The 23,828-nt window shown below is 66.5% G+C and carries 19 protein-coding genes and 1 other RNA gene; 9 read left to right on the top strand and 11 right to left on the bottom strand.

Annotation, left to right across the window (positions count from 1 at the left end; translation table 11 throughout):
* Positions 1-22: 22 nt before the first annotated feature.
* Positions 23-1,150, bottom strand: coding sequence for an ATP-dependent DNA helicase (locus AUL36_RS00580; protein WP_058634343.1), 1,128 nt, complete (start codon positions 1,148-1,150; stop codon positions 23-25).
* A 191-nt stretch (positions 1,151-1,341) separates the two neighbouring features.
* Between AUL36_RS00580 and AUL36_RS00585 the strand changes: the two genes are divergently transcribed.
* Entirely contained in the window at positions 1,342-2,259 is a 918-nt protein-coding gene (locus tag AUL36_RS00585) for a TIM barrel protein (RefSeq protein WP_062216858.1), read from the top strand.
* A gap of 43 nt (positions 2,260-2,302) precedes the next feature.
* Here the strand turns inward: AUL36_RS00585 and AUL36_RS00590 are convergent, their stop codons facing one another.
* The 5 genes from AUL36_RS00590 to miaA all read right to left on the bottom strand — a co-directional run bounded on the left by AUL36_RS00590 (position 2,303) and on the right by miaA (position 7,466).
* On the bottom strand, positions 2,303-2,896 hold the full coding sequence (locus tag AUL36_RS00590; RefSeq protein ID WP_062216861.1) for a LysE family translocator: 594 nt from the start codon (positions 2,894-2,896) through the stop codon (positions 2,303-2,305).
* A gap of 78 nt (positions 2,897-2,974) precedes the next feature.
* Positions 2,975-3,556: an acetolactate synthase small subunit gene (gene ilvN / locus AUL36_RS00595; protein WP_019996390.1), complete on the bottom strand. Its 582-nt coding sequence runs from the start codon at positions 3,554-3,556 to the stop codon at positions 2,975-2,977.
* A gap of 62 nt (positions 3,557-3,618) precedes the next feature.
* On the bottom strand, positions 3,619-5,412 hold the full coding sequence (locus tag AUL36_RS00600; RefSeq protein ID WP_062216864.1) for an acetolactate synthase 3 large subunit: 1,794 nt from the start codon (positions 5,410-5,412) through the stop codon (positions 3,619-3,621).
* 204 nt (positions 5,413-5,616) lie between these two features.
* Positions 5,617-6,465, bottom strand: coding sequence for a DUF1206 domain-containing protein (locus AUL36_RS00605; RefSeq protein ID WP_062216867.1), 849 nt, complete (start codon positions 6,463-6,465; stop codon positions 5,617-5,619).
* A gap of 71 nt (positions 6,466-6,536) precedes the next feature.
* Complete coding sequence (gene miaA / locus AUL36_RS00610) at positions 6,537-7,466, bottom strand: tRNA (adenosine(37)-N6)-dimethylallyltransferase MiaA (protein ID WP_062216870.1); 930 nt, start codon at positions 7,464-7,466, stop codon at positions 6,537-6,539.
* Between the two features lie 18 nt (positions 7,467-7,484).
* On the opposite strand from miaA, the gene serB reads away from it, so the two are divergent.
* Both serB and AUL36_RS00620 read left to right on the top strand, forming a co-directional pair.
* The gene (gene serB / locus AUL36_RS00615; RefSeq protein ID WP_062216873.1) at positions 7,485-8,366 is read left to right on the top strand and encodes a phosphoserine phosphatase SerB; all 882 of its coding nucleotides are present in this window, start codon (positions 7,485-7,487) and stop codon (positions 8,364-8,366) included.
* On the top strand, positions 8,366-8,926 hold the full coding sequence (locus AUL36_RS00620; protein WP_062216876.1) for a GNAT family N-acetyltransferase: 561 nt from the start codon (positions 8,366-8,368) through the stop codon (positions 8,924-8,926). Before serB ends, AUL36_RS00620 begins: the two co-directional genes overlap by 1 nt.
* Here AUL36_RS00620 and AUL36_RS00625 read toward each other — a convergent pair whose 3' ends face one another.
* The 4 genes from AUL36_RS00625 to AUL36_RS00640 form a co-directional block, all read right to left on the bottom strand.
* Positions 8,927-10,600 carry a Do family serine endopeptidase gene (locus AUL36_RS00625; RefSeq protein ID WP_058600658.1) on the bottom strand — a complete coding sequence of 558 codons (1,674 nt, stop codon included), beginning with the start codon at positions 10,598-10,600 and terminating at the stop codon, positions 8,927-8,929. It lies immediately after the preceding gene.
* Positions 10,601-10,825: 225 nt separating this feature from the next.
* Positions 10,826-11,848 carry a protease modulator HflC gene (hflC, locus tag AUL36_RS00630; protein ID WP_062216879.1) on the bottom strand — a complete coding sequence of 341 codons (1,023 nt, stop codon included), beginning with the start codon at positions 11,846-11,848 and terminating at the stop codon, positions 10,826-10,828.
* Positions 11,845-13,038, bottom strand: coding sequence for an FtsH protease activity modulator HflK (gene hflK / locus AUL36_RS00635; protein WP_082655384.1), 1,194 nt, complete (start codon positions 13,036-13,038; stop codon positions 11,845-11,847). The genes hflC and hflK overlap by 4 nt, the downstream gene beginning before the upstream one ends.
* Before the next feature lie 184 nt (positions 13,039-13,222).
* Entirely contained in the window at positions 13,223-13,762 is a 540-nt protein-coding gene (locus tag AUL36_RS00640; RefSeq protein WP_062216882.1) for a dihydrofolate reductase, read from the bottom strand.
* Positions 13,763-13,973: 211 nt separating this feature from the next.
* Here AUL36_RS00640 and thyX point away from each other — a divergent pair, with 211 nt between their 5' ends.
* The 5 genes from thyX to AUL36_RS23085 all read left to right on the top strand — a co-directional run bounded on the left by thyX (position 13,974) and on the right by AUL36_RS23085 (position 17,043).
* Positions 13,974-14,915, top strand: a complete 942-nt coding sequence (thyX, locus tag AUL36_RS00645; protein WP_062217163.1) for an FAD-dependent thymidylate synthase — start codon at positions 13,974-13,976, stop codon at positions 14,913-14,915.
* Positions 14,916-15,185: 270 nt separating this feature from the next.
* Positions 15,186-15,553, top strand: a transfer-messenger RNA (tmRNA) gene (ssrA, locus tag AUL36_RS00650).
* Between the two features lie 52 nt (positions 15,554-15,605).
* Positions 15,606-16,202: an SspB family protein gene (locus AUL36_RS00655; RefSeq protein WP_062216885.1), complete on the top strand. Its 597-nt coding sequence runs from the start codon at positions 15,606-15,608 to the stop codon at positions 16,200-16,202.
* 5 nt (positions 16,203-16,207) lie between these two features.
* On the top strand, positions 16,208-16,393 hold the full coding sequence (locus tag AUL36_RS00660; protein WP_062216888.1) for a DUF4169 family protein: 186 nt from the start codon (positions 16,208-16,210) through the stop codon (positions 16,391-16,393).
* Positions 16,390-17,043, top strand: coding sequence for a ribbon-helix-helix domain-containing protein (locus tag AUL36_RS23085; RefSeq protein WP_082655386.1), 654 nt, complete (start codon positions 16,390-16,392; stop codon positions 17,041-17,043). Before AUL36_RS00660 ends, AUL36_RS23085 begins: the two co-directional genes overlap by 4 nt.
* Before the next feature lie 127 nt (positions 17,044-17,170).
* On the opposite strand, the gene AUL36_RS00670 is transcribed toward AUL36_RS23085, so the two are convergent.
* Entirely contained in the window at positions 17,171-20,863 is a 3,693-nt protein-coding gene (locus AUL36_RS00670) for an AsmA family protein (RefSeq protein ID WP_062216891.1), read from the bottom strand.
* A gap of 237 nt (positions 20,864-21,100) precedes the next feature.
* Between AUL36_RS00670 and AUL36_RS00675 the strand changes: the two genes are divergently transcribed.
* Entirely contained in the window at positions 21,101-23,725 is a 2,625-nt protein-coding gene (locus AUL36_RS00675; RefSeq protein WP_062216894.1) for an ATP-dependent helicase, read from the top strand.
* Positions 23,726-23,828 lie beyond the last annotated feature (103 nt).

A 23,828-nucleotide genomic window follows, 5' to 3' on the forward strand; every position in this document is an offset into this window, starting at 1 on the left:
GAGGGGCAGAGCCCCTCCCGCACTATTTCACGATGGTCAGCCGCTCCGCGGCGCGGGTGATGGCGGTGTAGAGCCAGCGCTCGCGCGAATCCTTGAAGGCCCAGCTCTCGTCGAAGAGCATGACATCGTCCCATTGCGAGCCCTGCGCCTTATGGACGGTCAGGGCATAGCCATAGTCGAAATCGTCGTAGCGCCGCTTCAGGGCCCAAGCGACCTCGGCGGTGGGATCTTCGAAGACCTGCTTCAACAGCTTGATCTTGGCCATGCCCTTGTCGATGTCGTCATCGTCGGGCTTCACGAGAAGATTGGTGCCGGGCTTGGTGGTCTCGGGCGAAGCGGTCATGACTTGCCAGAGCGAGCCGTTGAGAAGGCCCTTGGCCGGGTCGTTGCGCAGACAAACGAGCTTGTCGCCCGATTGCGGCAGCGCGCCGGTGAAACCTTTCAACTCGCGCAGGCGGTTGTTGTAGAGCCGCCGCGTCCGGTTGGTGCCGACCAAAACCTGATCGGCCGCCAGAACCTCGTCCCGGTCCACCTCGCGCTTGGTGATGACGCGAGCGGCGCCATAGTCGCCCCATTTCAGTTCGCGGCCCTCGCGCGCGTCGAGCGCCAGTTCCAGAATCGGGTTGTCGCGCGCCTGGCGGTGAATCTCGGTGAGGAGAAAGTCCGGCTCGGCCTCGGTGAAGAAGCCGCCGCCCGACACGGGCGGCAACTGGCCGGGATCGCCCAGCACCAGAATCGGCGTGCCGAAGGACAGGAGATCGCGCCCCAGCGCCTCGTCCACCATGGAGCACTCGTCCACCACGACGAGCTTGGCCTTGGCGACGGGGCTCTGGCGGTTCAGCGAGAAGGTCGGGGAGACGCGGGCCGTGCCCGTCGATTCGTCTTCCAGCGCTTCCTCGCCGCGCGGGCGATAGATCAGCGAATGGAGCGTCTTGGCCGATTTCGCGCCTTTGGAGCGCAGCACCTGCGCCGCCTTGCCGGTGAAGGCGGCGAACTGCACGCCGCCCTCCACGCCTTCGGCGAAGTGACGCGCGAGCGTCGTCTTGCCCGTGCCGGCATAGCCGAACAGGCGGAAGATCGGCTGGTCGCCACGCTTGAGCCAGTCGGCCACCCGCGTCAGCGCCTCGTCCTGCTGCGGAGAAAACTTCATGGGCGGAGGGGTCGCAGAATTCGCGCCTTTTGCCAAGCGGTCTCGTTATGTTCCTTCGAAGATCGAAACGGATTGTAAAACCGTCACGCAAGCGAACTATGAGCACGAGCGCCGCCGGCGGGGTGGCGGGCCTCGATGATGGGGTTCATACCCGCCGGCCTCTCACAGCGTGCGACCCGAAGGATCATCCCATGTCCGGCATCATTTCCGCCGTCGGCTTCTGCAATCACACCGGACCGGGCGACCTGTCCACGCTCGACGCCTCCCTGCGCGCCGTTGCCGACACGGGCGCGGACGCTTGCGAGATCGGCATCTATGGCGAGGAGATCATCGCGGGCGGGCGCATCATCGAGGAGCGGCTCCAGCGCGTCTCCGCCATCGCCAGCCAATATTCCTTCCGCAAACTCTCGCTGCACGGGCAGATCGTGTCCAATTTCATGGACCGCGAGAACCTGCATCTTCAGAAGCGCGTCGTGCGCGCCATGCTCGAACTCTGCGACCGGCTGGGCGCGGGCGTGCTGGTGCAGCATTGCGGCGCGGCCCTGCTGAGCGAGGGCGAAAGCGCCGGGGATCTCGATCAGATGGAGCGCGAGGCGCTGCACGAGATGGCCGAGGTCGCGAAGGGCTACGGGACGCGCATCGTTCTGGAGAACATCTTCACCACCCTGCCCGGTCAATATCGCCAGACACCCAGCGAAGTGGCGGCGACCGTGCGCGCGGTCGGACACAGCCATCTCGCCGCGCTGATCGATTTCAGCCACGCCTATATCGAATCGAGCTTCAAGGGCCTCGACTTCCGCCAGGAGCTTCGCGCCATGGCCGAGGTGGCGGGCCATCTTCATGTGCATGACAGTTTCGGCCTGCCCTACACGATGAAGACCTTCTACCACCGCGCCGAAGCGACGGCGCTCGGCATCGGCGATCTTCACCTGCCGCTCGGCTGGGGCGACATCGCCTGGGAGGACATCTTCTCCGAACTGACCTTCCTGCCCGACACGACCCTCATCATGGAGATCGGCGCCGAGCGCTTCGCCGCCGAGCAGCCCGCCTGCCTAGAGCGCGCCCGCAAGCTGGCCGATCTCGTCAACACCCGCGCGCAGGCCGCCTGACCAAGCGATGTTTCGGCCGAGCCCTCGGTGGGCTCGGCCGGGATCAGCGCAGCATGGGCCAGATCGAGGCGACGAGCGCGAGGCCCATGACGATGTTGAAGATGCGCAGACGCTTGGGCTCCGACAGGAAGCCGCGCAGGGCCACGCCGAAGCCGGCCCAGACCGAAACGCTCGGCAGGTTCACCAGCGCGAAGGCCGTGCCGACGAGAACCACCGACAGAACGGGCGTTTCGACCTGCGTATAGGCCCCCATGGCGACCAGAGCCATGGCCCAGGCTTTCGGATTGACCCATTGAAACGCCGCCGCCTGCCCGAAGGTCAAAGGCTGGCCGCTCGCCTGCGCCTCGCCCATCGCGCCCGAGGTCGCGATCTTCCAGGCCAGCCAGAGCATGTAGACGAGACTCACAACTTTCAGCACCGTCTGGAGCGCGGGGACGGCGTGAAGCAGCGCGCCAAGGCCAAAGCCCACCGACAGAAGCAGGACGAAAAATCCGATGGCGATGCCCAGCATATGCGGGATCGTACGGCGAAAGCCGAAATTCACGCCCGATGCCATGAGCATCATATTGTTCGGCCCCGGCGTGACCGAGGAAACGAAGGCGTAGACGAGAAGTCCGAGAAACCGATCGAACGGCATGGGAAGCTCCGGGCGCGCGCCATCGCGCCGCCCGGATGGGGCGGCGTCAGACGCAGAAAAGGGATCGGTCGAAAATCATCAGCTCTCGTGTGCCGCGTCGCGGCCGCGCGCCATGGCGGCGACGCCCGTGCGGCACACTTCCACGAGGCCGAGCGGCGCCATGATCTGAATGAACTTCTCGATCTTCGAGCCCTTGCCGGTGATCTCGAAGACGAAATGGTCGGTCGTGGAATCCACCACCTTGGCGCGGAACACGTCGGAGAGGCGCAGCGCCTCCACCCGGTCGTCGCCCTTGCCGGCCACCTTCACCAGCGCCAGCTCGCGCTCGATCGGACCGTCGTCGCCAAGGCCCATGGCGGTCTTGGTGAGGTCCACCACGCGGTGAACCGGAACGATGCGGTCGAGCTGGCTCTTGAGCTGCTCGATGACGGGCGGCGCGCCGCGCGTCACCACCGTGATGCGCGACAGATGCTTGTTGTGGTCGGTCTCGGAGACGGTCAGGCTCTCGATATTGTAGCCGCGCCCCGAGAACAGGCCGATGACGCGCGCGAGCACGCCCGGCTCGTTGTCGACCACGATCGAGAGGGTGCGCGATTCGACCGAGGGCTTCTCGTCGGTGATGAAGTAAGCGGAGGCCGGCGGCTGGACGGGTAGGTTCATGACATCAGTCTTTCGATGAGGAAGCGGAGGGCCTGAGCGGGGTTATGCCCCGCCCGGCCGGGTCAGACCAGCGCCTTGCCCTTGGCGTCGATCGCGTTCGCCACCGCCTCGTCGCTTGCCTCGTCGGGAAGCAGGATTTCGTTATGCGCCTTACCGCTCGGGATCATCGGAAAGCAGTTTTCCAGATTGGCGACGCAGCAGTCAAAGATGACAGGCCGATCGACCGCAATCATCTCGTCGATCGCCGCATCCAGATCGCCCGCCTTCTCCGTGCGGATGCCGACGCCGCCATAGGCTTCGGCCAGCTTCACGAAGTCCGGCATCGCCTCCGAATAGGAATTGGACAGGCGGTTGCCATGCAGCAGCTGCTGCCACTGGCGGACCATGCCCATATACTGGTTGTTCAGGATGAAGACCTTGACCGGCGCGCCGTGCTGAACGGCGGTCGAGAGCTCCTGCGTCATCATCTGGATCGAGGCGTCGCCCGCGATGTCGATGACCAGCGCGTCCGGATGCGCGATCTGGACGCCGACCGCCGCCGGCAGGCCGTAGCCCATCGTGCCGAGGCCCCCGGAGGTCATCCAGCGGTTCGGCTCTTCGAAGCCGTAGAACTGCGCAGCCCACATCTGATGCTGGCCGACCTCCGTGGTGATGAAGGTTTTGCGGTCCTTGGTCTTCTCATAGAGGCGCTTGATCGCGTGCTGCGGCAGGATGATGTCGCCTTCTTGGCGATAGGCCAGGCAGTTGCGCGCCTTCCAACGAACGATCTTCGCGTTCCAGTCGGCGAGTGCAGCCTCGTCGGCCTTCGCCCCGGTGTCGCGCCAGATCGAGACCATCGCCTCCAGAACGTTGGCGACATCGCCGATGATCGGCAGATCGACGCGGACGTTCTTGTTGATGGAGGACGGGTCGATATCGATATGGATCTTCTTGGAGTTCGGCGAGAAGGCGTCCAGCCGGCCGGTGATGCGGTCGTCGAAACGCGCGCCGACGCAGATCATGACGTCGCACTCGTGCATCGCCAGATTGGCCTCGTAGGTGCCGTGCATCCCCAGCATGCCCAGCCACTTCTCGCCCGATGCCGGATAGGCCCCGAGGCCCATCAGCGTGGAGGTGATCGGGAAGCCGGTCAGGCCGACGATCTCGCGCAGGAGCTGCGAGGCGCGCGGGCCGGAATTGATGACGCCGCCGCCTGTGTAGAAGACCGGGCGCTTGGCCGAGCGCATCAGCTCGACCGCCGCCTGGATGCGGCCGCGCTCGGCCTCGCGCTTGGGCTGATAGCGCTGCAAGGCGCGCGAGAGGTTCGGCGGCGTATAGGTGCCGGTCGCGAACTGGACGTCCTTCGGGATATCGACGACGACCGGGCCGGGCCGGCCGGAGGTCGCAACATGGAAGGCCTCGTGCAGGATCTCAGCCAGATCCTCGACATTCTTCACCAGCCAATTGTGCTTGGTGCAGGGCCGCGTGATGCCGACCGTGTCACACTCCTGAAAGGCGTCGGAGCCGATCAGCGTGGTCGGGACCTGACCGGTGATGCAGACCAGCGGGATGGAGTCCATCAGCGCGTCCTGCAGCGGCGTGACGGCATTGGTCGCGCCCGGGCCGGAGGTGACGAGCATGACGCCCGGCTTGCCGGTGGAGCGGGCATAGCCTTCGGCCGCATGGCCCGCGCCCTGCTCGTGCCGAACCAGGATATGCTTGACCGCGCTCTGCTGGAACAGGACGTCGTAGATCGGAAGAACCGCGCCGCCGGGATAGCCGAACAGATGCTCGACGCCATGATCCTTCATGGCTTGAACCACCATCTGAGCGCCCGTCATCTTGCGGGTACCCGTCTCCATCATCAAGTCGTTCATGGTGCGGCCTTCGTCTTCTTCGTGCCGGTCGGCGCTAATGCGGGGGAATCTCAGGCAATAAAAAAGGCCCTCCGAGGGGCCTTGGGTTGCGCACACGTGGCATCAGCCGGACGGTTTCTAAACCGTCTCGCGTGTGCGCCTACTTACGAGGAGAATGATCTTCTTCGACATGGTGCGGGACGTTATCCCTCGATCCCCCTCCCGTCAAGCGCCCGAGCGCGCCTTTCGGATCACCTCGCTCGGGTCGAGATCGGGCGAGCGGATGCGCCCGTAGAGCGAGAGCAGCAGCGCGTAGGCCCCGAAGGCGACGAGCCCGAGGCCCGTGGCCGACAGGAGCAACCAGCCATAGGGCCAGGAGCCGATCTCGCCCAAGGCATCCTCCAGCCCCGGCGTGTGGTCCGGTGTCCAGCGCGACGCACCCGTGAAGAACAGGACGGCGATCGCCGCGAACACCATCCCCCGCGCCGCAAGGCCGAAGCGGCAGATCGCGATCATCCAGCGCGCATGGGCTGGCGGCAGCGAGAGAAAGCGCAGAAAGCTGCCGTCCCAGGCCTTCTTCAGCTGCGAACCCGCCACGCCCAGCATGACCAGACCGGCCGGCAGCGTGAACCAAGGCCCGAGGATCGCGCCCCAGCGGTTGAGAACATCCGATCCGCCCTGCCCACCGCCGACCGATACGCCGAACAGGAGCGAGGCGGCATAGAGCGCCAGAAACACATAGGCGAGGCCCGACACGAACCGGCCGATGCGCACGAAAATGCCCTTGGCCCCTGTGCCGTAGCCATCCGCATCGAACACGGCCTGCACGAAACGCCACAGCGCGAAGCATGGCAAAGCGACCACGAGAAGCACCAGCATCACCCCGCCGAAGGGCGAGCCGACGATCCGCGAGATCGCCTCCTCTTCGCTCAGCGTCGTGCCGCCGGCAAAGGCCGTGCGAAAGGCGAAATAGCCGATGGTGATGAAGACGGCGGCGCGCGCGAGATAGCCGAGCCGCGCGCCCTTTTCGATGGCGTCGCGATGATCGCTGATACCGATGGGCGTGGTCGACATGGCGCGCTCCCCCTGCAAGCCCAACGAAACGATAGGGAATGCTGACGGTTCCAGCCCTTGGCGCGTCGCCCTTAGGCCAGGCCGGGTAGCCTCGCCTCCAGCGCTGCCAGCGCCTCGGCCGGGTCGGCAAAGCGCAGCCAGGTCTCGTCGAACTGGTGCCGGAACCAGGTTTCCTGCCGTTTGGCATATTGGCGGGTGCGGGTGACCGACAGGTCGCGTGCTTCGGTCGGCGTCAACTCGCCCGCGCGCATACGGGCGAGTTCCGCAACGCCGATCGCGTTGGCGGCCAGACCCGTCGCCGCGCCCGGCCGGGCGGAGAAGGCCTCGGCCTCTTCCGCCGCGCCCTCCGCCAGCATGGCGTCGAAGCGCCGCGCGATGCGCTCACGCAACAGCGCGCGGTCGGGCGTCAGCACGAGTTTCAGCGCCTTCGCTCTCTCCACCAACCCAGCCCCCGCGCCGCGTTGCAGCTGACCGAGCGGCGCGCCCGTCGTCTCGAACAGTTCCAGCGCGCGCAGGATGCGCTGCGGATCGCTCGGCCGAAGGCGCGCGGCGGCCTCGGGGTCGAGCCGCGTCAACACGCGGTGCAGAGCCGTTGGCCCCTCCTGCGCCATGCGCGTGCGCCAGCGCTCGCGGATGGTGGAGGGGATTTCCGGTAAATCGTCGAAGCCCCCAAGCAATGCCTTGAAATAGAGACCGGTGCCGCCGCAGAAGACGGGAATCTGCCCGCGCGCGCGAAGCTCCGGCAGAAGCGCTTCCACCTCGCGCAGCCAGACCCCGGCCGAATAGGGCGCGTCCGGCGGCACATGGCCGTAGAGCCGGTGCTCGACGCCGCCCATCTCATCAACGGACGGACGCGCGCTCAGGATGCGCAAACCGTCATAGACCTGCATGGAATCGGCATTGACGACGGTGCCCCCGACACGGCGCGCGAGCGCCACCGCCAGCGCCGACTTGCCGCTCGCGGTCGGCCCCGCTATCAGGATCGCCTCCGGCTGTTCCATCGTCAGGCCCCGCTTCCCATGTATGTCGTCACCCTTCTGTCGTCGCGGCAAGACCCCCGCGTTTCGCGCACCCTCGTGAATGCCGCCGCCGACGAGATCGGCGAAGCGGAGATCACTTGGCTGGAGCCCGATATCGCCTGCGATCTCGTGACATCCGAAAAGCCCTCCGCTGCCACGATCGAGCGGCTGAAGCGGCTGGCGCTGGACGAAGCTGTGGACTGCGTGGTGCAGGACGTCGGCGGGCGGCGCAAGCGGATTCTCGTGGCCGACATGGACTCCACCATGATCCAGCAGGAATGCATCGACGAACTCGCCGCCGCCATCGGTATCAAGGATCAGGTCGCCGCCATCACCGCGCGCGCCATGAACGGCGAGATCGCCTTCGAGCCGGCGCTGCGCGAGCGCGTCGGCCTCCTGCGCGACCTGTCGGTTTCCACGATCGGAGAGGTCATCGAGAGCCACATCACGCTCGCCCCCGGCGGGCGCGAACTCGTCGCCACCATGAACGCCCACGGCGCGCATACCGCGCTGGTCTCGGGCGGTTTCACCGCCTTCACGTCCGTCATCGCCGGCCGGTTGGGCTTTGCGGAGAACCGCGCCAATATCCTGAACCTTGCGGATGATCGGCTGGACGGCACGGTGGCCGAGCCGATCCTCGGCGCCGAAGCCAAGCTCCAGGCGCTGCGCGAAATCTCCGCCGGGCTCGGCCTCACCCCGGCCGACGCCATCGCGGTTGGCGACGGGGCCAATGATCTGCCGATGATCCTGGCGGCCGGCACGGGCGTCGCCATCCACGCCAAGCCAACGGTGGCGGCGCAAGCCCCTTTCCGCATCGACCATGGCGATCTGACCGCGCTTCTTTTCATCCAGGGCTACCGCGCGAGCGAATTCCGCGCCTGATGGACGGGCTGCGCACCGAGCGCCTGGTTCTTCGGCGCTGGATCGAAAGCGATCGGCCGGTCTTCCATCGCCTGAACAATGACCCCGCCGTCATGCGCTTCTTTCCGATGCGCATGAGCGAGGCGGAGGCGGACGCCACCATGGACCGCTGGAATGCCGATCTGGAAGCGGACGGTATGGGCTTTCTGGCGGCGGTACGCCTGACGGATCGGCGCGTCGTCGGGGTGATCGGCCTCTCGCCCGTCACCGAACCCGTGTTCGATTTCGCGCCGAACGTTCAGATCGGCTGGCGTCTCCTGCCCGAGGCCCAAGGTCAGGGCCTCGCTTCGGAAGGGGCGCGCGCCTGTCTCGCCTTCGGCTTCGACAGATTGGCCTTGGCCGACATCGTCTCGCAATGCGTGGTGGAGAACCGCGCGTCCGAAGCGGTGATGCAGCGGATCGGCATGAGCTTCCGCCGCAGTTTCGATCATCCGCGCGTGCCGCGCAGCCACCCGCATCTCGTCCGCCACAGCCTCTACGGGCTGCGGCGAAGCGAGTGGCAGATGATGACGAGCCGCTGATCAGTCGATCGGCACCACGACGAGGCGCAGGTCTCCCGCCTTGTCGGCGACGAGCAGCAGAGCGTTCTTGCGCCCGTCCGCCTTGGCCTTGGCGAGCTTCTCGCGCGCCTCCTCGCCATTGGCGACTTTCTCCTGGCCGATCTCGCGCACGGTCATGCCCGATTCCAGCCCCTTGTCGGCCGAGGCCGAGTTGGGCTCGACCGCCGAGATCACCGCGCCTTGCGCCTCGGCCGGCAGGTCGAACTGCTTGCGCGACTCGTCGCTGAGATCGGTGAAGGAGAGACCCAACAGCGGGCCTTCGGTCACGACATCCTCGTCGGGCGCGTCCTCGCCCTGATCGGTCTGGTTGTCGGCCGCCTCGCCGTCCTCAAGCCGGCCGAGCGTCACCTCGACCTCGACCGGCACGGCCGGCGCGTCGAGGCTTTGCTTGCGCAGGATTTCCAGCTTTACGACCTTGCCGACCGGCGATTCGGCCACCATTCGCGGCAGATCGCGCGAGGTCGCGACGGGCTTGCCGTCGAACTTGCGGATCACATCGCCGATCTCGATCTTGCCGGTGTCGGACGGCCCCTGTGGCACGACGCCCATCACCAGCGCGCCCGCCGCGCTTGGCAGGCCGAGGCTTTCGGCGATCTCCTCGCTCACCTCCTGCAGGCGCAGGCCCAGCCAGCCTCGGCGCGTTTCGCCGAAATCGCGCAGCTGCGCCACGACATTCTGCGCCAGGACGGCGGGAATGGCGAAGCCGATGCCAATGGAGCCGCCGGTCGGCGAGATGATCGCCGTGTTGATGCCGATCACACGGCCATACATGTCGAAGAGCGGGCCGCCCGAATTGCCGCGATTGATGGCGGCGTCCGTCTGGATGAAATTGTCATAGGGGCCGGCATTGATGTTGCGCCCGCGGGCCGAAACGATGCCGACCGTCACCGATCCGCCGAGGCCGAACGGATTGCCGATCGCCATGACCCAGTCGCCGATGCGCACCTGCTCGCTGTCGCCGAAGGGCACGGCGGCGAGCGGCGCTTCCGGCTCCACCTTCAACACGGCGATGTCGGTCTTGGTATCCACGCCGACGATCTTGGCGTCGAGCTGCTTGCCATCCGCGAAATTGACGGTGATCTCGTCGGCGTCGGCGATGACGTGATTGTTGGTGACGATGATGCCCGAGGGGTCGATCACGAAGCCCGAGCCGAGCGACTGGACCTTTCGCGTCCCGTCCTTGCTGTCGCCCTGCAGGAGATCGTCGAAGAACTTCTGAAGCGGCGATCCGTCCGGCGCGTTCAGCTTCGGCACCGCAGGCGCGGCCGGCGCGTCCTCACCATTGTTGCCATCGCCATCGCCGTCTTCGTCGTCTTCGTCATCCGCCGTGCCGCGATCGACGGTCTGAGACGTCGAGATATTGACGACCGCGCCCAGAAGCCGCTCGGCGAGATCGGCGACGGAGGCCGGCCCCTGCGCGCGGGGCTGGGCGGCGTTCGGCGTGGGCGGCACGCCCGCCGCATCCGGGTTCAGCGTGCCGGCGGCCGGCGGCTGGGGCGCGATGGGCTGGCCTTCGGATGGCGGCGCGATCACCCCTTGCGCGAAGGCCGGCAGCGGCGAGATCGCGACCGTCGAGAGAAGGACGGCGAATGCGCGAAGGCGCCGATACGGGCGGCGGGGATGTGTTGCGGTCATCAAGCAATCCGGTGCCGTTGCAGCCAAACGCCCTCGCCGCACATGGGCGAGGGATCAAAGGCCAAAGCACGCGGCATACGGGATTCGGCCGGAAACGAGTCCAGCGGATAAAAGCGACCGAATCAAGAAGGCGCGCGCGCCATCCCCCGGTCTCTGCCGGGTCCGATGCCCAAAACGAAACCGCCCGCGACCTTTCGGACGCGGGCGGCAGGGGAATGGACCGGATCAGTTGGCCGGTGCGGCCGGGGCCGGTGGCGGCGCTGCGGGCGCGGGTGCGGCCGGTGCCGGGTTGGCTAGTGCCGGGTTGGCCGGGGCACTCGGCGGAGGCGCCGCGTTGGTCGATGCCAGCGGCCGGGGTGGGAAATTGCCCTTCACGTCGCCCGAGTTGAAGTAGCGGAAGAACTCGGTGTCGGGCGACAGCACCATGGTCGTGCCGCCCTTGGCCATGGCCTCGCGATACGCCTGGAGCGAGCGGTAGAATTCGAAGAATTCCGGGTTCGCCTGATAGGCATTGGCCGAGATGGTGTTGCGCTCGGCCTCGCCCTCACCCTGAAGGATGGTGGCATCGCGCCGCGCGCCGGCCACCAGTTCCGTGACCTCACGATCGACGCCGGCGCGGATCTCCCGTGCCGAAACGCGGCCACGGGCGCGCACGCGCTCGGCCTCGGCCAGACGCTCGGCCCGCATACGGGCATAGGTCTGCTGCGAGACTTCCTGCGTCAGGTCGGTGCGGCGGATGCGCACATCCACCAGATCGAGGCCCAGCGAAGCGGCATCGGGGCGAATCTGGTCGCGAACCTCGACCATCATCTGCAGACGCTCTTCCGAGAGAGCGGACTGGAAGTCGCGCAAGCCGTAGACCCGGCGGATGGCCGCGTCGAAGCGCGTGCTCAGACGCTGCTCGGCCTGGGCGATCGAGCCCGACAGGGTGCGGCGGAACACGGCCGCATCCGAGATGCGGTACACGAGGAACGCATCCACCTGATAGAAGGCGCCGCCCGCGACCTGAACGCGCTTGTCGTTGAGGTCCAGCCGCAGAAGGCGGTTGGGCAGCATCTGGATCGTATCCGCCCCGGCGAAGCTGAACGGCATCTTGAAATTTAGGCCGGGCTGCGTGACGACGCGCTGGATTTCGCCGAAGCGCGTGACCACGGCCTGCTCGCCCTCGCGAACGATGAAGACCGAATTCCAGAGAACGAAGAGAACAAGGGCGATCGCAATGAGAACGCCGTAGAAACGGTTGCTCATCGGCTATTCCCCTGCGCAGGCGTGGACGCGGCGGCACCCGTCAATTGCGAACGGGTGACGTTGGACGCGGCGGGCGCAGCCGAGGTCGGCTGAGGCGCAGCGTTGGGGGCGGGTCGCTGCTGCAACTCGCCGAGCGGCAGGTAGGGCACGACGCCCTGGCCGCCCGAGGTCTGACCATCCATGATCACCTTGTTGGAATTGGCCAGAACCGATTCCATCGTCTCCAGATACAGGCGCTCGCGGATAATCTCCGGCGCGCGCTCGTATGCGGTCAGAATGGAGGTGAAGCGTTGCGCCTCGCCCTGCGCTTCCTGCACGACGCGGTTCTTGTAGGCGGCGGCGTCCTCGCGGATCTGCACGGCTTCGCCCTGGGCGCGGCCGAGCTGCTCGTTGCGATACAGGCGCGCTTCTTCGATGAACTGCGACTCGTTCTGCTCGGCGCGCTGCACTTCCTCGAACGCATCGGCGACTTCGGGCGGCGGCGCGGCTTCTTCGATGGAAATCGCGTTGACCGTCAGACCCGCATTGTAGCTATTGAGCGTCGCCTGCGTGATTTGGCGAACCTGCTCGGCAATGCCGGCGCGGTCGTTGCGGAACACGTCCTCGACCGGGCGACGGCCGACGACCTCGCGCATGGCGCTTTCTGCGACTTGCCGCAGAACGCCCTGCGGGTCCTGCACGTTGAACAGATAGGCGACCGGGTTCTCGACGGAATAGAGAACGGCGAACTGGACATCCACGATGTTCTGGTCGCCCGACAGCATGAGGCCGGAGGAATCGCCGCCTCGCTGGCCGCTGCCGATGGTGATCTGGTTTTCCACGATCGGAACGGTCTCGACCGTCTCGAAAGGCCACATCATCACATGCAGGCCGGGCTCGGAGAGTTCGGCGCGCGGCTTGCCGAACAGAAGCTCGACGCCGACTTCGTCCGGCTGCACGGTATAGACCGCGTTCAGAAGCCAGACCACGGCAAGGCCCGCGACCGCGAGGCCGCCCAGGGCCAGGCCACCGCCCGAACCGCCGGACCCGGACCCGCCGCCGGGCATCGCTCGGCGCAATCGGTCCTGCCCACGGCGCAGAATATCCTCGAGATCAGGCGAGTTGTTGCCGCCGGGCCGCGGTCCTTGCGGCCCCTGGCCCCATGGGCCGCCGCCACCGCCCCCTTTCCCCGTCTGATTGCTCCAGGGCATGTAGATCCTTCCACTCAGGTCCGGTCGCGGGCGATACGTCGCCGCGACGCGAGAAACTCGTCGAAATGCTTATAGGAACTCGAAAAACCGCTTTCAACGCGCGGGCCGCCGTTTCGGCCCGGCGAAGGCGCGCATGGTTAGCGCGCGGCAACGCGCCTTGCGGGCGCTTCGACGCGCCGTGGCGTCACCTCGGTGGCGCGTCCGTGCGCTCCCAGGTCTCGAAGCGCATGGGCGCGCTATCCCTCGGATTTTGCGGCGGAGTCCGCTCGCTGCGCCGCTCGAACCCCTCGTTCTCGAAATCGGGAAAGAACGTGTCGCCCGCCGGATCCGCCTCGACGCGCGTCAGCTCGATCCGGTCGATCTGGCCGAGAAAGTGTTGATAGATCTCGCCTCCCCCCGCAATCACGATTTCGTTCGATCCGCGCGAGGCCGCCATCATGCGCGCGGCCTTCAAAGCCGTTTCGGCATCTGCCACCGTCAGGACATCAACGCGCTCGATCTCAGGGCCACGCGACAGGACGATCGTGTCGCGCCCGTCCAGCGCCTTGCCGATGGCCTCAAAGGTCTTGCGGCCCATGATCATGGGCCGGCCGAGCGTCAACTCGCGAAAATGTCGGAGATCGCTCGGCAGCGTCCAGGGCATCGCCCCCCGCGCCCCGATCACACGGTTGCGCGCCATGGCGACGACGGCGACGAGGCGGGGCGGACGATCGGTTTCGGACATGGTGATAAATGACTCGCTTCCAGAGCGCCTCCAGATAGAGAGAGCCGCCTGATAAGGAAGCGCGGGTCACCGAGTCGCATCCTCATCGCAAGACGCTCGTAAGGCCGCCTTAACCACGGCTACGAGATAAGACAGGGCTGGAGGCGCTGCGCAGGCAGGCGGCCGAATGGAGCTGACGCCAAGCCAGCCACCGCAACAGGAGACCGATCCCTTGAGCCAGTTCACCAGCGAGCAGATCGCGGAGATCGAGCTCCTGCGCTCGACGCGCTCCAGCACCATCCGGCCCGTTTCCGAGGGGCTCGAAGAGGTTCTCTATCGACCCATTCCGGTGCTCGACCACGGCTTCGTGCGCGTCATCGACTATATGGGCAATGACGACGCTGTGGTGCAGGCGGCCCGCGTGTCCTATGGGCGCGGCACCAAGCGCGTGTCGGAAGATCGCGGCCTCATCAACTATCTCCTGCGCCACTGGCACACGACGCCTTTCGAGATGGCCGAGATCAAGCTGCATGTGAAACTGCCGATCTTCGTCGCGCGCCAATGGATTCGCCATCGCATGGCGAGCGTCAACGAATATTCGGCGCGCTATTCGGTGCTCGACCGCGAATTCTACATTCCCGCGCCCGAGCATCTGGCCGCACAATCGGCCTCCAACCGGCAAGGCCGCGGCGAGATTCTGGAAGGCGAAGAAGCGGCGGCCGTTCTTGACATGCTGCGTCAGGACGCCGGCCGCTCCTATGACGATTACGCCTTCATGCTGAACGAAGGCGGCGAGGATGAAAGCCGCAAGGGTCTGGCGCGCGAGTTGGCCCGCATGAACCTCTCGCTCAACTTCTATACCCAATGGTATTGGAAGGCGGACCTCCACAATTTCATGAGCTTCCTGCGCCTGCGCGCCGACCCGCACGCCCAATATGAAATCCGCGCCTATGCCGATGTGATGATCGACCTCCTGAAGCGTTGGGTGCCGATCACGCACGAAGCCTTCATGGAGCATCGCTTCGGCGCGGTGCAACTGTCCGCGACCGCGATCCAGGCCGTGCGCCGCATGATTGCGGGCGAGACGCTGGATCAGGTGTCGAGCGGGCTGACCAAGCGCGAATGGGGCGAGCTATGCGCGGTGCTCGGCCTATCCGAGACCGCCACGAAGTAAGACGCATTGGAAAGGAGCCGAAGACCCTCGGCTCCTTTTGTGTTTGGGTCGGATCACTTCGCCGGCTAGGGCCGCTTTTTCGATTACCGTAGTGAAGGCTGCGGCCCTGACCGATTCGCGAGGTCGGTCCCTCAATCGAGATGGACGGCCTATTTCCCGATCTGGCGGAGCGGGTTCACGCGCTGCATCGCGCGATGGCACGCGGATCAGCCCAGCCGGCCTCAGCGAAACGGCGCAATCTTACGCAGAGATTGCATGTTCTCATGTCGGGGCCTTTTCACCAATGCCGCGAGTGCCTATATTCGCGGAGCCGGACTTGATCCGGCTATGGCAATAAACGGCCGATGTAATAAACCTTTCGGACCCGGGGGCGGTACCCGGCGCCTCCACCTGAGCCCACCCCGGCGATCGTCGCGCCGTGGGTTGAGGCGGGGGCGAAATAGGATCGACGAGGGCGTAAAAATCGGACTTTTGCTCGGCATGGTACCACCGTCATCGGGCTGTAAAAGTAGTTGCCAACGACAACTATGCGGAAGTCCGTCTCGCCGCGTAATGCGGTGCGATAACTTCGAATCAAGCCCTAGTGGTTCGCACTTCTAGGCGGGGCTCGGAGGCGCCTGGCAACAGAAGCCTCCACCTTCTTATACGGCGCCAGCCCGGCTGCCATGTCTGCGAGTTCAGGACGACCGAATGGGTCAGGATCTTATCCGTTACGATGTTCTGGCGCAGGACGCTCTGCGCGGCGTCATCCGCAAGGTATTGGGCGAGGTCGTCAAGACCGGTCTGCCCGGCGATCATCATTTCTTCATCACCTTCCTCACCTCCGCTCCGGGTGTTCGCATCTCGTCCCGGCTGCGTGAGAAATATCCCGAGCTGATGACCATCGTCATCCAGCATCAGTATTGGGACCTGTCGGTGACAGACACCTCCTTCGAGGTCGGCCTGTCCTTCTCCGATATCCCCGAGCGCCTGCTCATTCCCTTCAGCGCGATTCGCGGGTTCTACGACCCGGCCGTGAACTTCGAACTCGAATTCGACGTCCGCGATATGGACGCGGCCAATTCGCAGACCGAGGACAGCCCGGCTCCGACCGCGCTTGCCCCTGTCCCGACGGCCCCCGCCCCTGTTGCGGTTGCCGCTCCCGCCAAGCCCGCTGCGGCCGCGCGCAAGGAGACGGCGGCCAAGAGCGCGAGCGAGCCGAGCAAGGACGCCGAGAAGGCCGAGGACAAGCCGGCCGAGAAGAGCGCCGAGGTCGTATCCCTGGACGCATTCCGCAAGAAGCCCTGAGCGCGATGGGCGAGGTCGTCAATCTTCGGATGGCCCGCAAACGGTCCGAGCGGGCGGCGGCCGAATCCAAGGCCGCCGAGAACCGCACTCGCCACGGCCGCAGCAAGGCCGAGCGGGAACGCCAGGCGATCGAAAAAGAGCGCATGGAGCGTCAGCTTGACGGGGCGCTTCGCGATCCACCGGCCCCATGATCGAGAAGCATTCGCTTTCGATCAGAGGCCATCGGACATCGATCAGCGTCGAAGCGCCGTTCTGGGCCGAGTTGAACCGCCTTGCGAACATGGCGGGATGCGCCGTCGCCGAGCTTGTGGCGCGCATCGACAGCGAGCGCCTGCCCGAGACCAATCTCTCCTCCGCCATCCGCCTGCATGTTCTCCAGGAGTCGTTGCGAAAAGCGCAGACGCCCGCGGAGCGCGGCGACACGTCCCACGTGATCCTGTCGCATGTCTATCTCGGCACGGATGATTTCGAACGCTCGCTTCGCTTCTGGGCTGCGATCGCGCGAGAGATGGGCCTGCGCTTTCGCTTCGAGGATGGTGAGCGCGGCTGGGCGGGATGGCAGCCGGCCGACGCCGATCGCCCGCTTTTCCTGATCGGCCGGCCGGAGAATGGCGCTCCCGCCTCCATTGGCAACGGAACGATGATCGCCTTCAACCTCGGCAGCCATGCCCTCGTGGACCGCGTTCACGCGCTGGCGTTGGCGCTCGGCGGCCGCGACGAAGGCGCGCCGGGCCTGCGGCCGCATTATCACCCGAACTATTACGGCGCGTATTTCCGCGACCGCGACGGCCACAAGATCGGCCTTGCCTGCCATCGGCCAGATGGTGGCTCGTCTCCGTAGCGAGAGCGGCCTGCCGCTTTGGCGGGGGCTCTGCGGCGCTCACAGCGCTCACGAGAACCATCCCTCACACGACCGAAGCGGCTCCCAAGTTTTTGGTGCAAGCTCGTCCGACCATCCAAGCGCGCCTTCAGAACCGCTGAAGCGGCTCGACGCCCGGCAGATTGCGGAAGCCTTCACTCGGCTGCGGCGGCGGCACGGCGACGGGCGGGGCTTCGAGTTCGAGCGCGGCCGGCGCGGGGGCCGAGCGCTGCGGCGCAGGTTGAGGACGCGCGGCCGCCTCCTCGGCGCGCCGCCGTTCCGCCTCTGCCGCCTCGCGTTCGCGCTGCTCGGTCTCGGCTCGGCGCGCGTCTTCTTCGGCTTTGATGCGCGCGTCGCGAAGGGTCTGACGGGTCTTCTCGCGCGCCTCGTAGAAGCGCGTTTCCCGGCGCAGACGAACCGTTTCCCGCAGCGCCTCCTCCAAGCTCCGCACGCGTGCCTGCTCCAACTGATAGGCGCGAGAGGCGAGATAGCTGGTCAGGGGCTCGACACCCATCGCCCGGCGCGGCGTGGCGAGCGTTCCCGAAAGGTCGTAGATCAGGGCGGGATCGGGCGCGTCCACCACGTCCGCCTCCTCGGGCTTGGGCAGCGCCAGTTCGAATCGACCGGACAGAGCGCGATCGGCGAGGCCGATGCGGGCCTCCCCGGACAAGACCTCTCTGGCTGCGTCCAGACGGATCGGCCCGATCTGCAAGGCGCCATTGGCAAGGCGCAGCGGAGCCGTGATGGAACTCGCAGTCAGGCTCTGGCCGCGCTGAGCGGCGTCGACGAGACGCGTCACGGCGTCCGATGTCGCCGAGAAGCCCGGTTTGCCGGCTTCCTCCAGCACCGAACCCATGAGGCTCGGAGCAACCGCGGAAATCTTCGCATCCGTCAGAGTCGCCTCGCCGGTTCCGTCCACCGATAGCCGCAGCGCATCGAAACTCTGGCCGCCCGCCTTGAAACTCAACCGACCGCCGAGAACACCTGAGAGGATGGCATTCTCGCCCTCCCCGAACCGGACCGGACGCCCCTCGACATCGAGCGTCCACTCCGTGCCGACCAGACCGCCGACATTGCTGAATCGGCCGCGCCCTTCCAGTCGACCCTCGCCGATCCTGGCAACGAAGGTCGGCACTGACAGCTCGGTCGCGGAACTGTTCAACTGCGCGCTGATATTGGTCATCTCAACCGGCGCACCCTCCAGCGCGCCGGCTTCCAGCGACAGGCGGAGGGGCCGCTGCGGCAGAAGCGGCGCGGCGAAGGCGCGCGCTCCCACGCCCTCCCCCTCGGGAACGATGCCGGTGAGGATGGTCTGGAGCCAGTCCAGCGAGAGGTGGTCGAGCTTCAGGCGGCCAATCATGTCGCTGCCGCCGGCGGCGGACAATTGCCCCTCGACAGGCTGTCCGTTCACATGCCCTCGAACATCGCTCAAGACCCAATCGCCGCCGAACCAGCGAACCTGTGCCCCGCCCTCCACCGGCAGAGTCTCGAGCCCCTGGCCGGCTGCGATGCCGAGCGTCGTCAGCCAAAGCGCTGCGTCGTCACTGCTGAGGGTCAGGCGTCCGTCGAGCGAGCGGAGCCCGGCTGGCGAGAGCGTCGCCGTCCCCTCCAACGCCACGCGGCTGCCGGGCGCTTCGCCGCTCAGCGACACCGCCGCGCCCTCGCCAGGATTGCCGGAACTGGTGAGGCGCACCGACAAGGGACCGGGCGCGCCGAGGTCGAGCGCGGAGATGCCGAGCTGGCCGAGAAGCTCCACCGGCTTTTCGTTGCGCAGCCCCATCTCCAATCCGAAGCTGCCGTCCTTCCAGGCGGCGGCGAGACCGTTTTCGAGCGCCAGCCGCACGGTGAGATCGGTTCTCGCCGCTGTGCCCGCAAGCTCGGCCACAAGATCGGTGCGCCCCGCGATTGCGGTGGGTGAGACGGTCCCGCTTAGAGACAGAGGCCCGAGCGAAGCCGCTCGCGCATCGGCCAGTTGCAGAAGCGGGCTGTCCGGCAGGCGCGCGCGCAGGAAGGCGAGGAAGCGGGCCGGCTCATCGGCCGAAACATCGAGGCTGAGATCGGGCACCGGCGCGCTGGAAAGGTTCGCGACCGTGCCTTCCACATGAAGATCGGCCCCGGCCAAGCCGTCCGCGTCGAAGGAGCCGATATCGAGAGCGTCACCCGAGAGCGCCATATCCGCCTCGACATGATCGGCCACCACGCCAGCGTAGCGCATCGGGCCGGCGGCCCATTGCAGCTCGATGCGCTCGGGAACACCGCCCGCCGGCTGCGGGCGAAGCCGGGCCAGCGCCAGCAGCGGTTCGAGATCCACCGCACCGCCGCGCAGCTCCGCATTGGTTGTGACGCCTTCGGGGCGCACCGCGCGGTCGATCGCGCCGCGCAGCGTCTGGCCGCCGAGATTGAGTTCCAAATCGTCGAGGCTCTGGTCGCTCGCGCTAAGATTCACCTTAGCCTGTAGGCCGGCTTGATCGAGCTGCGCCAGCGCGGGGATGCCGCCCAGCCCGGCCCAGCCGAAGAAGCTCGCCGGCTGGCGCGCCGCCACCAGAAGCGAGCCGCGAAAGCCCGGCTTGGCGCTGAGATCGGCGAGGCCGGATGCTTCCACCAGGGTGCGGCCGGGAAACTCGCCGCTCAGCTTGTCGATCGACCAGCCCTCCTGCGAGGGCGAGCCGGCAAAGCTGACATCGCGGATCGACGTGTCGCCGATCGTCACGATCGGCAGCGACAGGCGCAGACGGCCGGGCAAGGGGCTGGCTGGAAGGCGCGCCAGCGCTTCACGAATGCCGGCGATCCGCTCCGACAGGCTCGGGACCGTGCCGCTCGTGCTCTCGGCGGGCGCGAGCCGGTCGAGATCGACTTCCTGCCCGGACAGGTCGACGTCGAAATGCGGAATGGGCCCGAAATTCAGGCTCGCCGCGCCGGTGACGAGATAGGGCGCTTCTGCCGCCCCGACCGAGGCGCGCAGATCGGACAAGGCGACGAGTTGCGACGACAGCGTGAAACCCGCCTGCATCTGGATCGGCGGCGTGGACGCGCTCCCGGTCTCGCCCTGCCCCGCCGCCCGCTCCTTCTGCACGGCCAAAGGCGTGCGGAACGTCATCGTCCCGTCCAGCATGGGCTTGCCCGGCACGCGGGATGCGGTCCCCGACAGGCTGACCGACAGGCTCGGCGCGTCGGATTCGGCGGTGACGCGCAGAGGCAGCGTCCCGTCGCCGGGCGCAACCCCGGTGGAGAGGCTGACGCGCAGGAGCCGGCCGTCGAGACGCAGCGTGCCCGCGCCCGTGATCGGGCCGAGCAGCGAGCGCGCCGAGAGATCGGCGTCGATGTCGCTCAGTTGAATCCGCCGATCCACCCGTTGATCGGTCAGAGCAACGGAGCCGCCGGCGATCCGCACTTTTTCGAAGACCACCGGCAGATTGGCGGGAAGCTGCGAGGCGGCGACGGGCCAGCGAACCTGTCCGGCCTTATCGATATCAAGCGACAAATTGGGCCGGTCCATCTCCGTGTTGAAAATGCGGACCTCGCCAGACAAGAAGGGCGCCAACTCGGCGTCCATCCGAAACGCACTCAGCGTCAGGATCGGATCGCCGGCATCCCCCACCACCACATCGTTGAAGGCAATGGAGGGGAAGGGCAAAAGCCGCGCCGACACCGCGCCGCGCACCTCGACCGGCTGGCCGAGCAGGCGCGAGGTTTCCGTCTCGAAGGCCGAGCGATAGGTCGTCCAGTCCACGAAGCGCGGGCCGACCCAGAGCGCCAGAAGACATGCGATCAAGACGCCGCCGAGGATGATGAACAGCCGCAAGCCCGCAGGTCCCTTTATGTCGAATCATTCGGGCCGCTGGCCCTAGCTTTCGGAAATCCTAACAGTTTTGGCGCTCGCCGGTCATGCGGCTTGGCGCGCGGCGGTTAAGATCGCGCTTTAGAAGCCCCTCTCTCTCCACAAGGGCGGGGCGACGTGCCACGCGCTCCTCCCCTCTTTGCCGCAAGGCCGCCGACATGTTCCCCTAGTGTTCCCTGCAGAATCCATTAAGTAGTCGGCATGACCGAACTCTCCGATCCGTCCGCCCCCGGCCCGAAGAAGCCCTCCGGCATCGCCGCCCGAGCCCTTGCGGCGCGCGGCGGGCCCGTGGCTGCGCCCGCGCCCGACTATCTCGCAGGTCTCAATCCCGAGCAGCGCGCGGCGGTCGAGACGACGGAAGGGCCGGTTCTGGTGCTGGCCGGCGCGGGCACCGGCAAGACGCGGGTTCTGACGACGCGCATCGCCCATATTCTCAAGCTGCGCCTCGCCTATCCCTCGCAGATTCTGGCCGTGACCTTCACCAACAAGGCCGCGCGTGAGATGAAGCAGCGCATCGGCCTTCTGGTCGGCGGCGAGGTCGAGGGAATGCCCTGGCTCGGCACGTTCCACTCGATTGGCGTCAAGATCCTGCGCCGCCATGCCGAACTGGTGGGGCTGAAGTCGAACTTCACGATCCTCGATACGGACGATCAGATCCGCCTGATCAAGCAGCTGCTCCAAGCCGAGAATCTGGACGACAAGCGCTGGCCGGCGCGCACCTTCGCCAATCTTCTGGATGGCTGGAAGAACAAGGGCCTGACGCCCGATACGATTCCGGAAGGCGATGCGCGCTCCTTCGGCAACGGCAAAGGGCGCGAACTCTACCGCGCCTATCAGGCTCGCCTCTCCACGCTGAACGCGACGGATTTCGGCGATCTCCTGCTCCATCCCATCGCGATCTTCCGCGACCACCCGGACATTCTGGCCGATTATCACAAGCGCTTTCGCTACATTCTGGTGGACGAGTATCAGGACACCAACGTCGCGCAATATCTCTGGCTGCGGCTTCTGGCTCAGATGTCGGATTCCCGCCGGGACGCCGGCCAAAGCGCCGTGAATGTCTGCTGCGTCGGCGACGACGACCAGTCCATCTATGGCTGGCGCGGCGCGGAGGTGGACAATATCCTGCGTTTCGAGAAGGATTTTCCGGGCGCGACCGTGATCCGGCTGGAGCGCAACTATCGCTCGACCGCCCATATTCTGGGCGCGGCCTCCGGCCTCATCTCCGTCAACGAGGACCGGCTCGGCAAGACGCTGTTCACCGACCTCCACGATCCCGAGCACGAGAAGGTCTCGGTCAATGCGGGCTGGGACTCGGAGGAGGAAGCGCGCACGATCGGCGAGGAGATCGAGCAGCTTCAGCACAAGGGTCATAAGCTCAACGACATGGCGATCCTGGTGCGCGCCTCGTTCCAGATGCGCGAATTCGAAGATCGCTTCGTCACGCTCGGCCTGAATTACCGCGTCATCGGCGGTCCGCGCTTCTACGAACGGCTGGAGATCCGCGACGCGCTCGCCTATTTCCGCTGCGTCTGCCAGCCGGCCGACGATCTGGCCTTCGAACGTATCGTCAACACGCCCAAGCGTGGCCTCGGCGATGTGGCGATCAAGCTCCTGCATGAATATTCCCGCGCCAAGGGCCTGCCGCTTCTGGCCGGCGCGGCCGATCTGGTGCAGGGCGACGAGCTGAAGCCGCGCCCGCGCGCGGCGCTGGCCGAGGTCTTGCGCCATTTCGACCGCTGGTCCGGCCTTCTCTCGACCACGCGGCACACCGATCTCGCGGAAATGATTCTGGACGAGTCCGGCTATACCGAGATGTGGCAGGCCGACCGCTCGGCCGAAGCGCCGGGGCGGCTCGAAAACCTGAAAGAGCTGATCCGCTCCATGGACGATTACGAGAGCCTGCCGGGCTTTCTCGAACATATCGCCTTGGTGATGGACGCCGAACAGAACGCCGAAACCGACGCCGTATCGATCATGACGCTGCATTCGGCCAAGGGACTGGAATTCGAGACCGTGTTCCTGCCCGGTTGGGAGGAGGGCCTGTTTCCGCATCAGCGCTCCCTCGACGAGGGCGGTCGCTCCGGCCTCGAAGAAGAGCGCCGCCTCGCCTATGTCGGGATCACGCGCGGCAAACGGCGGGTGAAGATCACCTTCGTCTCGAACCGGCGCATCCATGGCATGTGGCAATCCACCATTCCCTCGCGCTTTCTGGACGAGTTGCCGGAAGATCATGTCGAGGTGATCGAGGCCTCCGCCTCCTATGGCGGCTACGGAGCCGGCGGCATGGGCGGCTATGGCGCGTCGCGCTGGGACGCGAACGCCTTTTCCGCCTCCTCCTATGGCACCCCCGGCTGGCGGCGCGCGCAGGCGGCAGGCGGCATGGGCGACACCTATCAGGGCGGGCGCGGGCGCAAGATCGAATATAACGAAGGCGGCGTATCGGGCTCGGGCGCACGCGCGGCCAGCACGGCCGACAAATATATTGCGCGGGATGGTGGGGCAGGCTCTCAGGGGCGCAGCGGCTTCGCCGGGCGCATGGACGACGCCTTCTCCGCGCAGCACTCGCGCGGCTCCAACCAGCCGCCGCGCAAGGGCGGCGGGCTCTACTCCTCGGCGCAAAGCGGCGGGCCGCGCGAAATCGAAGGAACGCTGGTCGCGAAATCGGTGTCCGACGAAGCCAGCCCCTATGGTGTCGGCGACCGCGTGTTCCACAGCAAGTTCGGCAACGGAACGGTGTCGCTCGTGGAAGGCAACAAGCTGACCGTCGATTTCGACCGCGCTGGCCAGAAGCGGGTGCTGGACGGGTTCGTTACGCCGGCCTGACGGCCTTCACCTCAGGCGGCCAAACGGATCTGCCGCGTCGTCCCTGGGGGTGGGCATACGAAAAACCCGCCCTGCTCCCGAAGGCGCAGGGCGGGTTTCGTCT

The organism is Aureimonas sp. D3 (assembly GCF_001463805.1).
GTDB classification, from domain to species: domain Bacteria; phylum Pseudomonadota; class Alphaproteobacteria; order Rhizobiales; family Rhizobiaceae; genus Aureimonas; species Aureimonas ureilytica_A.

Bases quoted from the DNA above. Each gene is read 5' to 3' on its own strand.
- AUL36_RS00600 (WP_062216864.1), bottom strand. From the start codon at position 5,412: ATGAACGACTTGATGATGGAGACGGGTACCCGCAAGATGACGGGCGCT.
- AUL36_RS00675 (WP_062216894.1), top strand. From the start codon at position 21,101: ATGACCGAACTCTCCGATCCGTCCGCCCCCGGCCCGAAGAAGCCCTCC.
- AUL36_RS23085 (WP_082655386.1), top strand. From the start codon at position 16,390: ATGATCGAGAAGCATTCGCTTTCGATCAGAGGCCATCGGACATCGATC.
- hflC (WP_062216879.1), bottom strand. From the start codon at position 11,848: ATGAGCAACCGTTTCTACGGCGTTCTCATTGCGATCGCCCTTGTTCTC.
- AUL36_RS00580 (WP_058634343.1), bottom strand. From the start codon at position 1,150: ATGAAGTTTTCTCCGCAGCAGGACGAGGCGCTGACGCGGGTGGCCGAC.
- AUL36_RS00625 (WP_058600658.1), bottom strand. From the start codon at position 10,600: ATGACCGCAACACATCCCCGCCGCCCGTATCGGCGCCTTCGCGCATTC.
- hflK (WP_082655384.1), bottom strand. From the start codon at position 13,038: ATGCCCTGGAGCAATCAGACGGGGAAAGGGGGCGGTGGCGGCGGCCCA.
- AUL36_RS00655 (WP_062216885.1), top strand. From the start codon at position 15,606: ATGGGTCAGGATCTTATCCGTTACGATGTTCTGGCGCAGGACGCTCTG.
- miaA (WP_062216870.1), bottom strand. From the start codon at position 7,466: ATGGAACAGCCGGAGGCGATCCTGATAGCGGGGCCGACCGCGAGCGGC.
- AUL36_RS00605 (WP_062216867.1), bottom strand. From the start codon at position 6,465: ATGTCGACCACGCCCATCGGTATCAGCGATCATCGCGACGCCATCGAA.
- AUL36_RS00590 (WP_062216861.1), bottom strand. From the start codon at position 2,896: ATGCCGTTCGATCGGTTTCTCGGACTTCTCGTCTACGCCTTCGTTTCC.
- AUL36_RS00620 (WP_062216876.1), top strand. From the start codon at position 8,366: ATGGACGGGCTGCGCACCGAGCGCCTGGTTCTTCGGCGCTGGATCGAA.
- ilvN (WP_019996390.1), bottom strand. From the start codon at position 3,556: ATGAACCTACCCGTCCAGCCGCCGGCCTCCGCTTACTTCATCACCGAC.
- serB (WP_062216873.1), top strand. From the start codon at position 7,485: ATGTATGTCGTCACCCTTCTGTCGTCGCGGCAAGACCCCCGCGTTTCG.
- AUL36_RS00660 (WP_062216888.1), top strand. From the start codon at position 16,208: ATGGGCGAGGTCGTCAATCTTCGGATGGCCCGCAAACGGTCCGAGCGG.
- AUL36_RS00585 (WP_062216858.1), top strand. From the start codon at position 1,342: ATGTCCGGCATCATTTCCGCCGTCGGCTTCTGCAATCACACCGGACCG.
- AUL36_RS00640 (WP_062216882.1), bottom strand. From the start codon at position 13,762: ATGTCCGAAACCGATCGTCCGCCCCGCCTCGTCGCCGTCGTCGCCATG.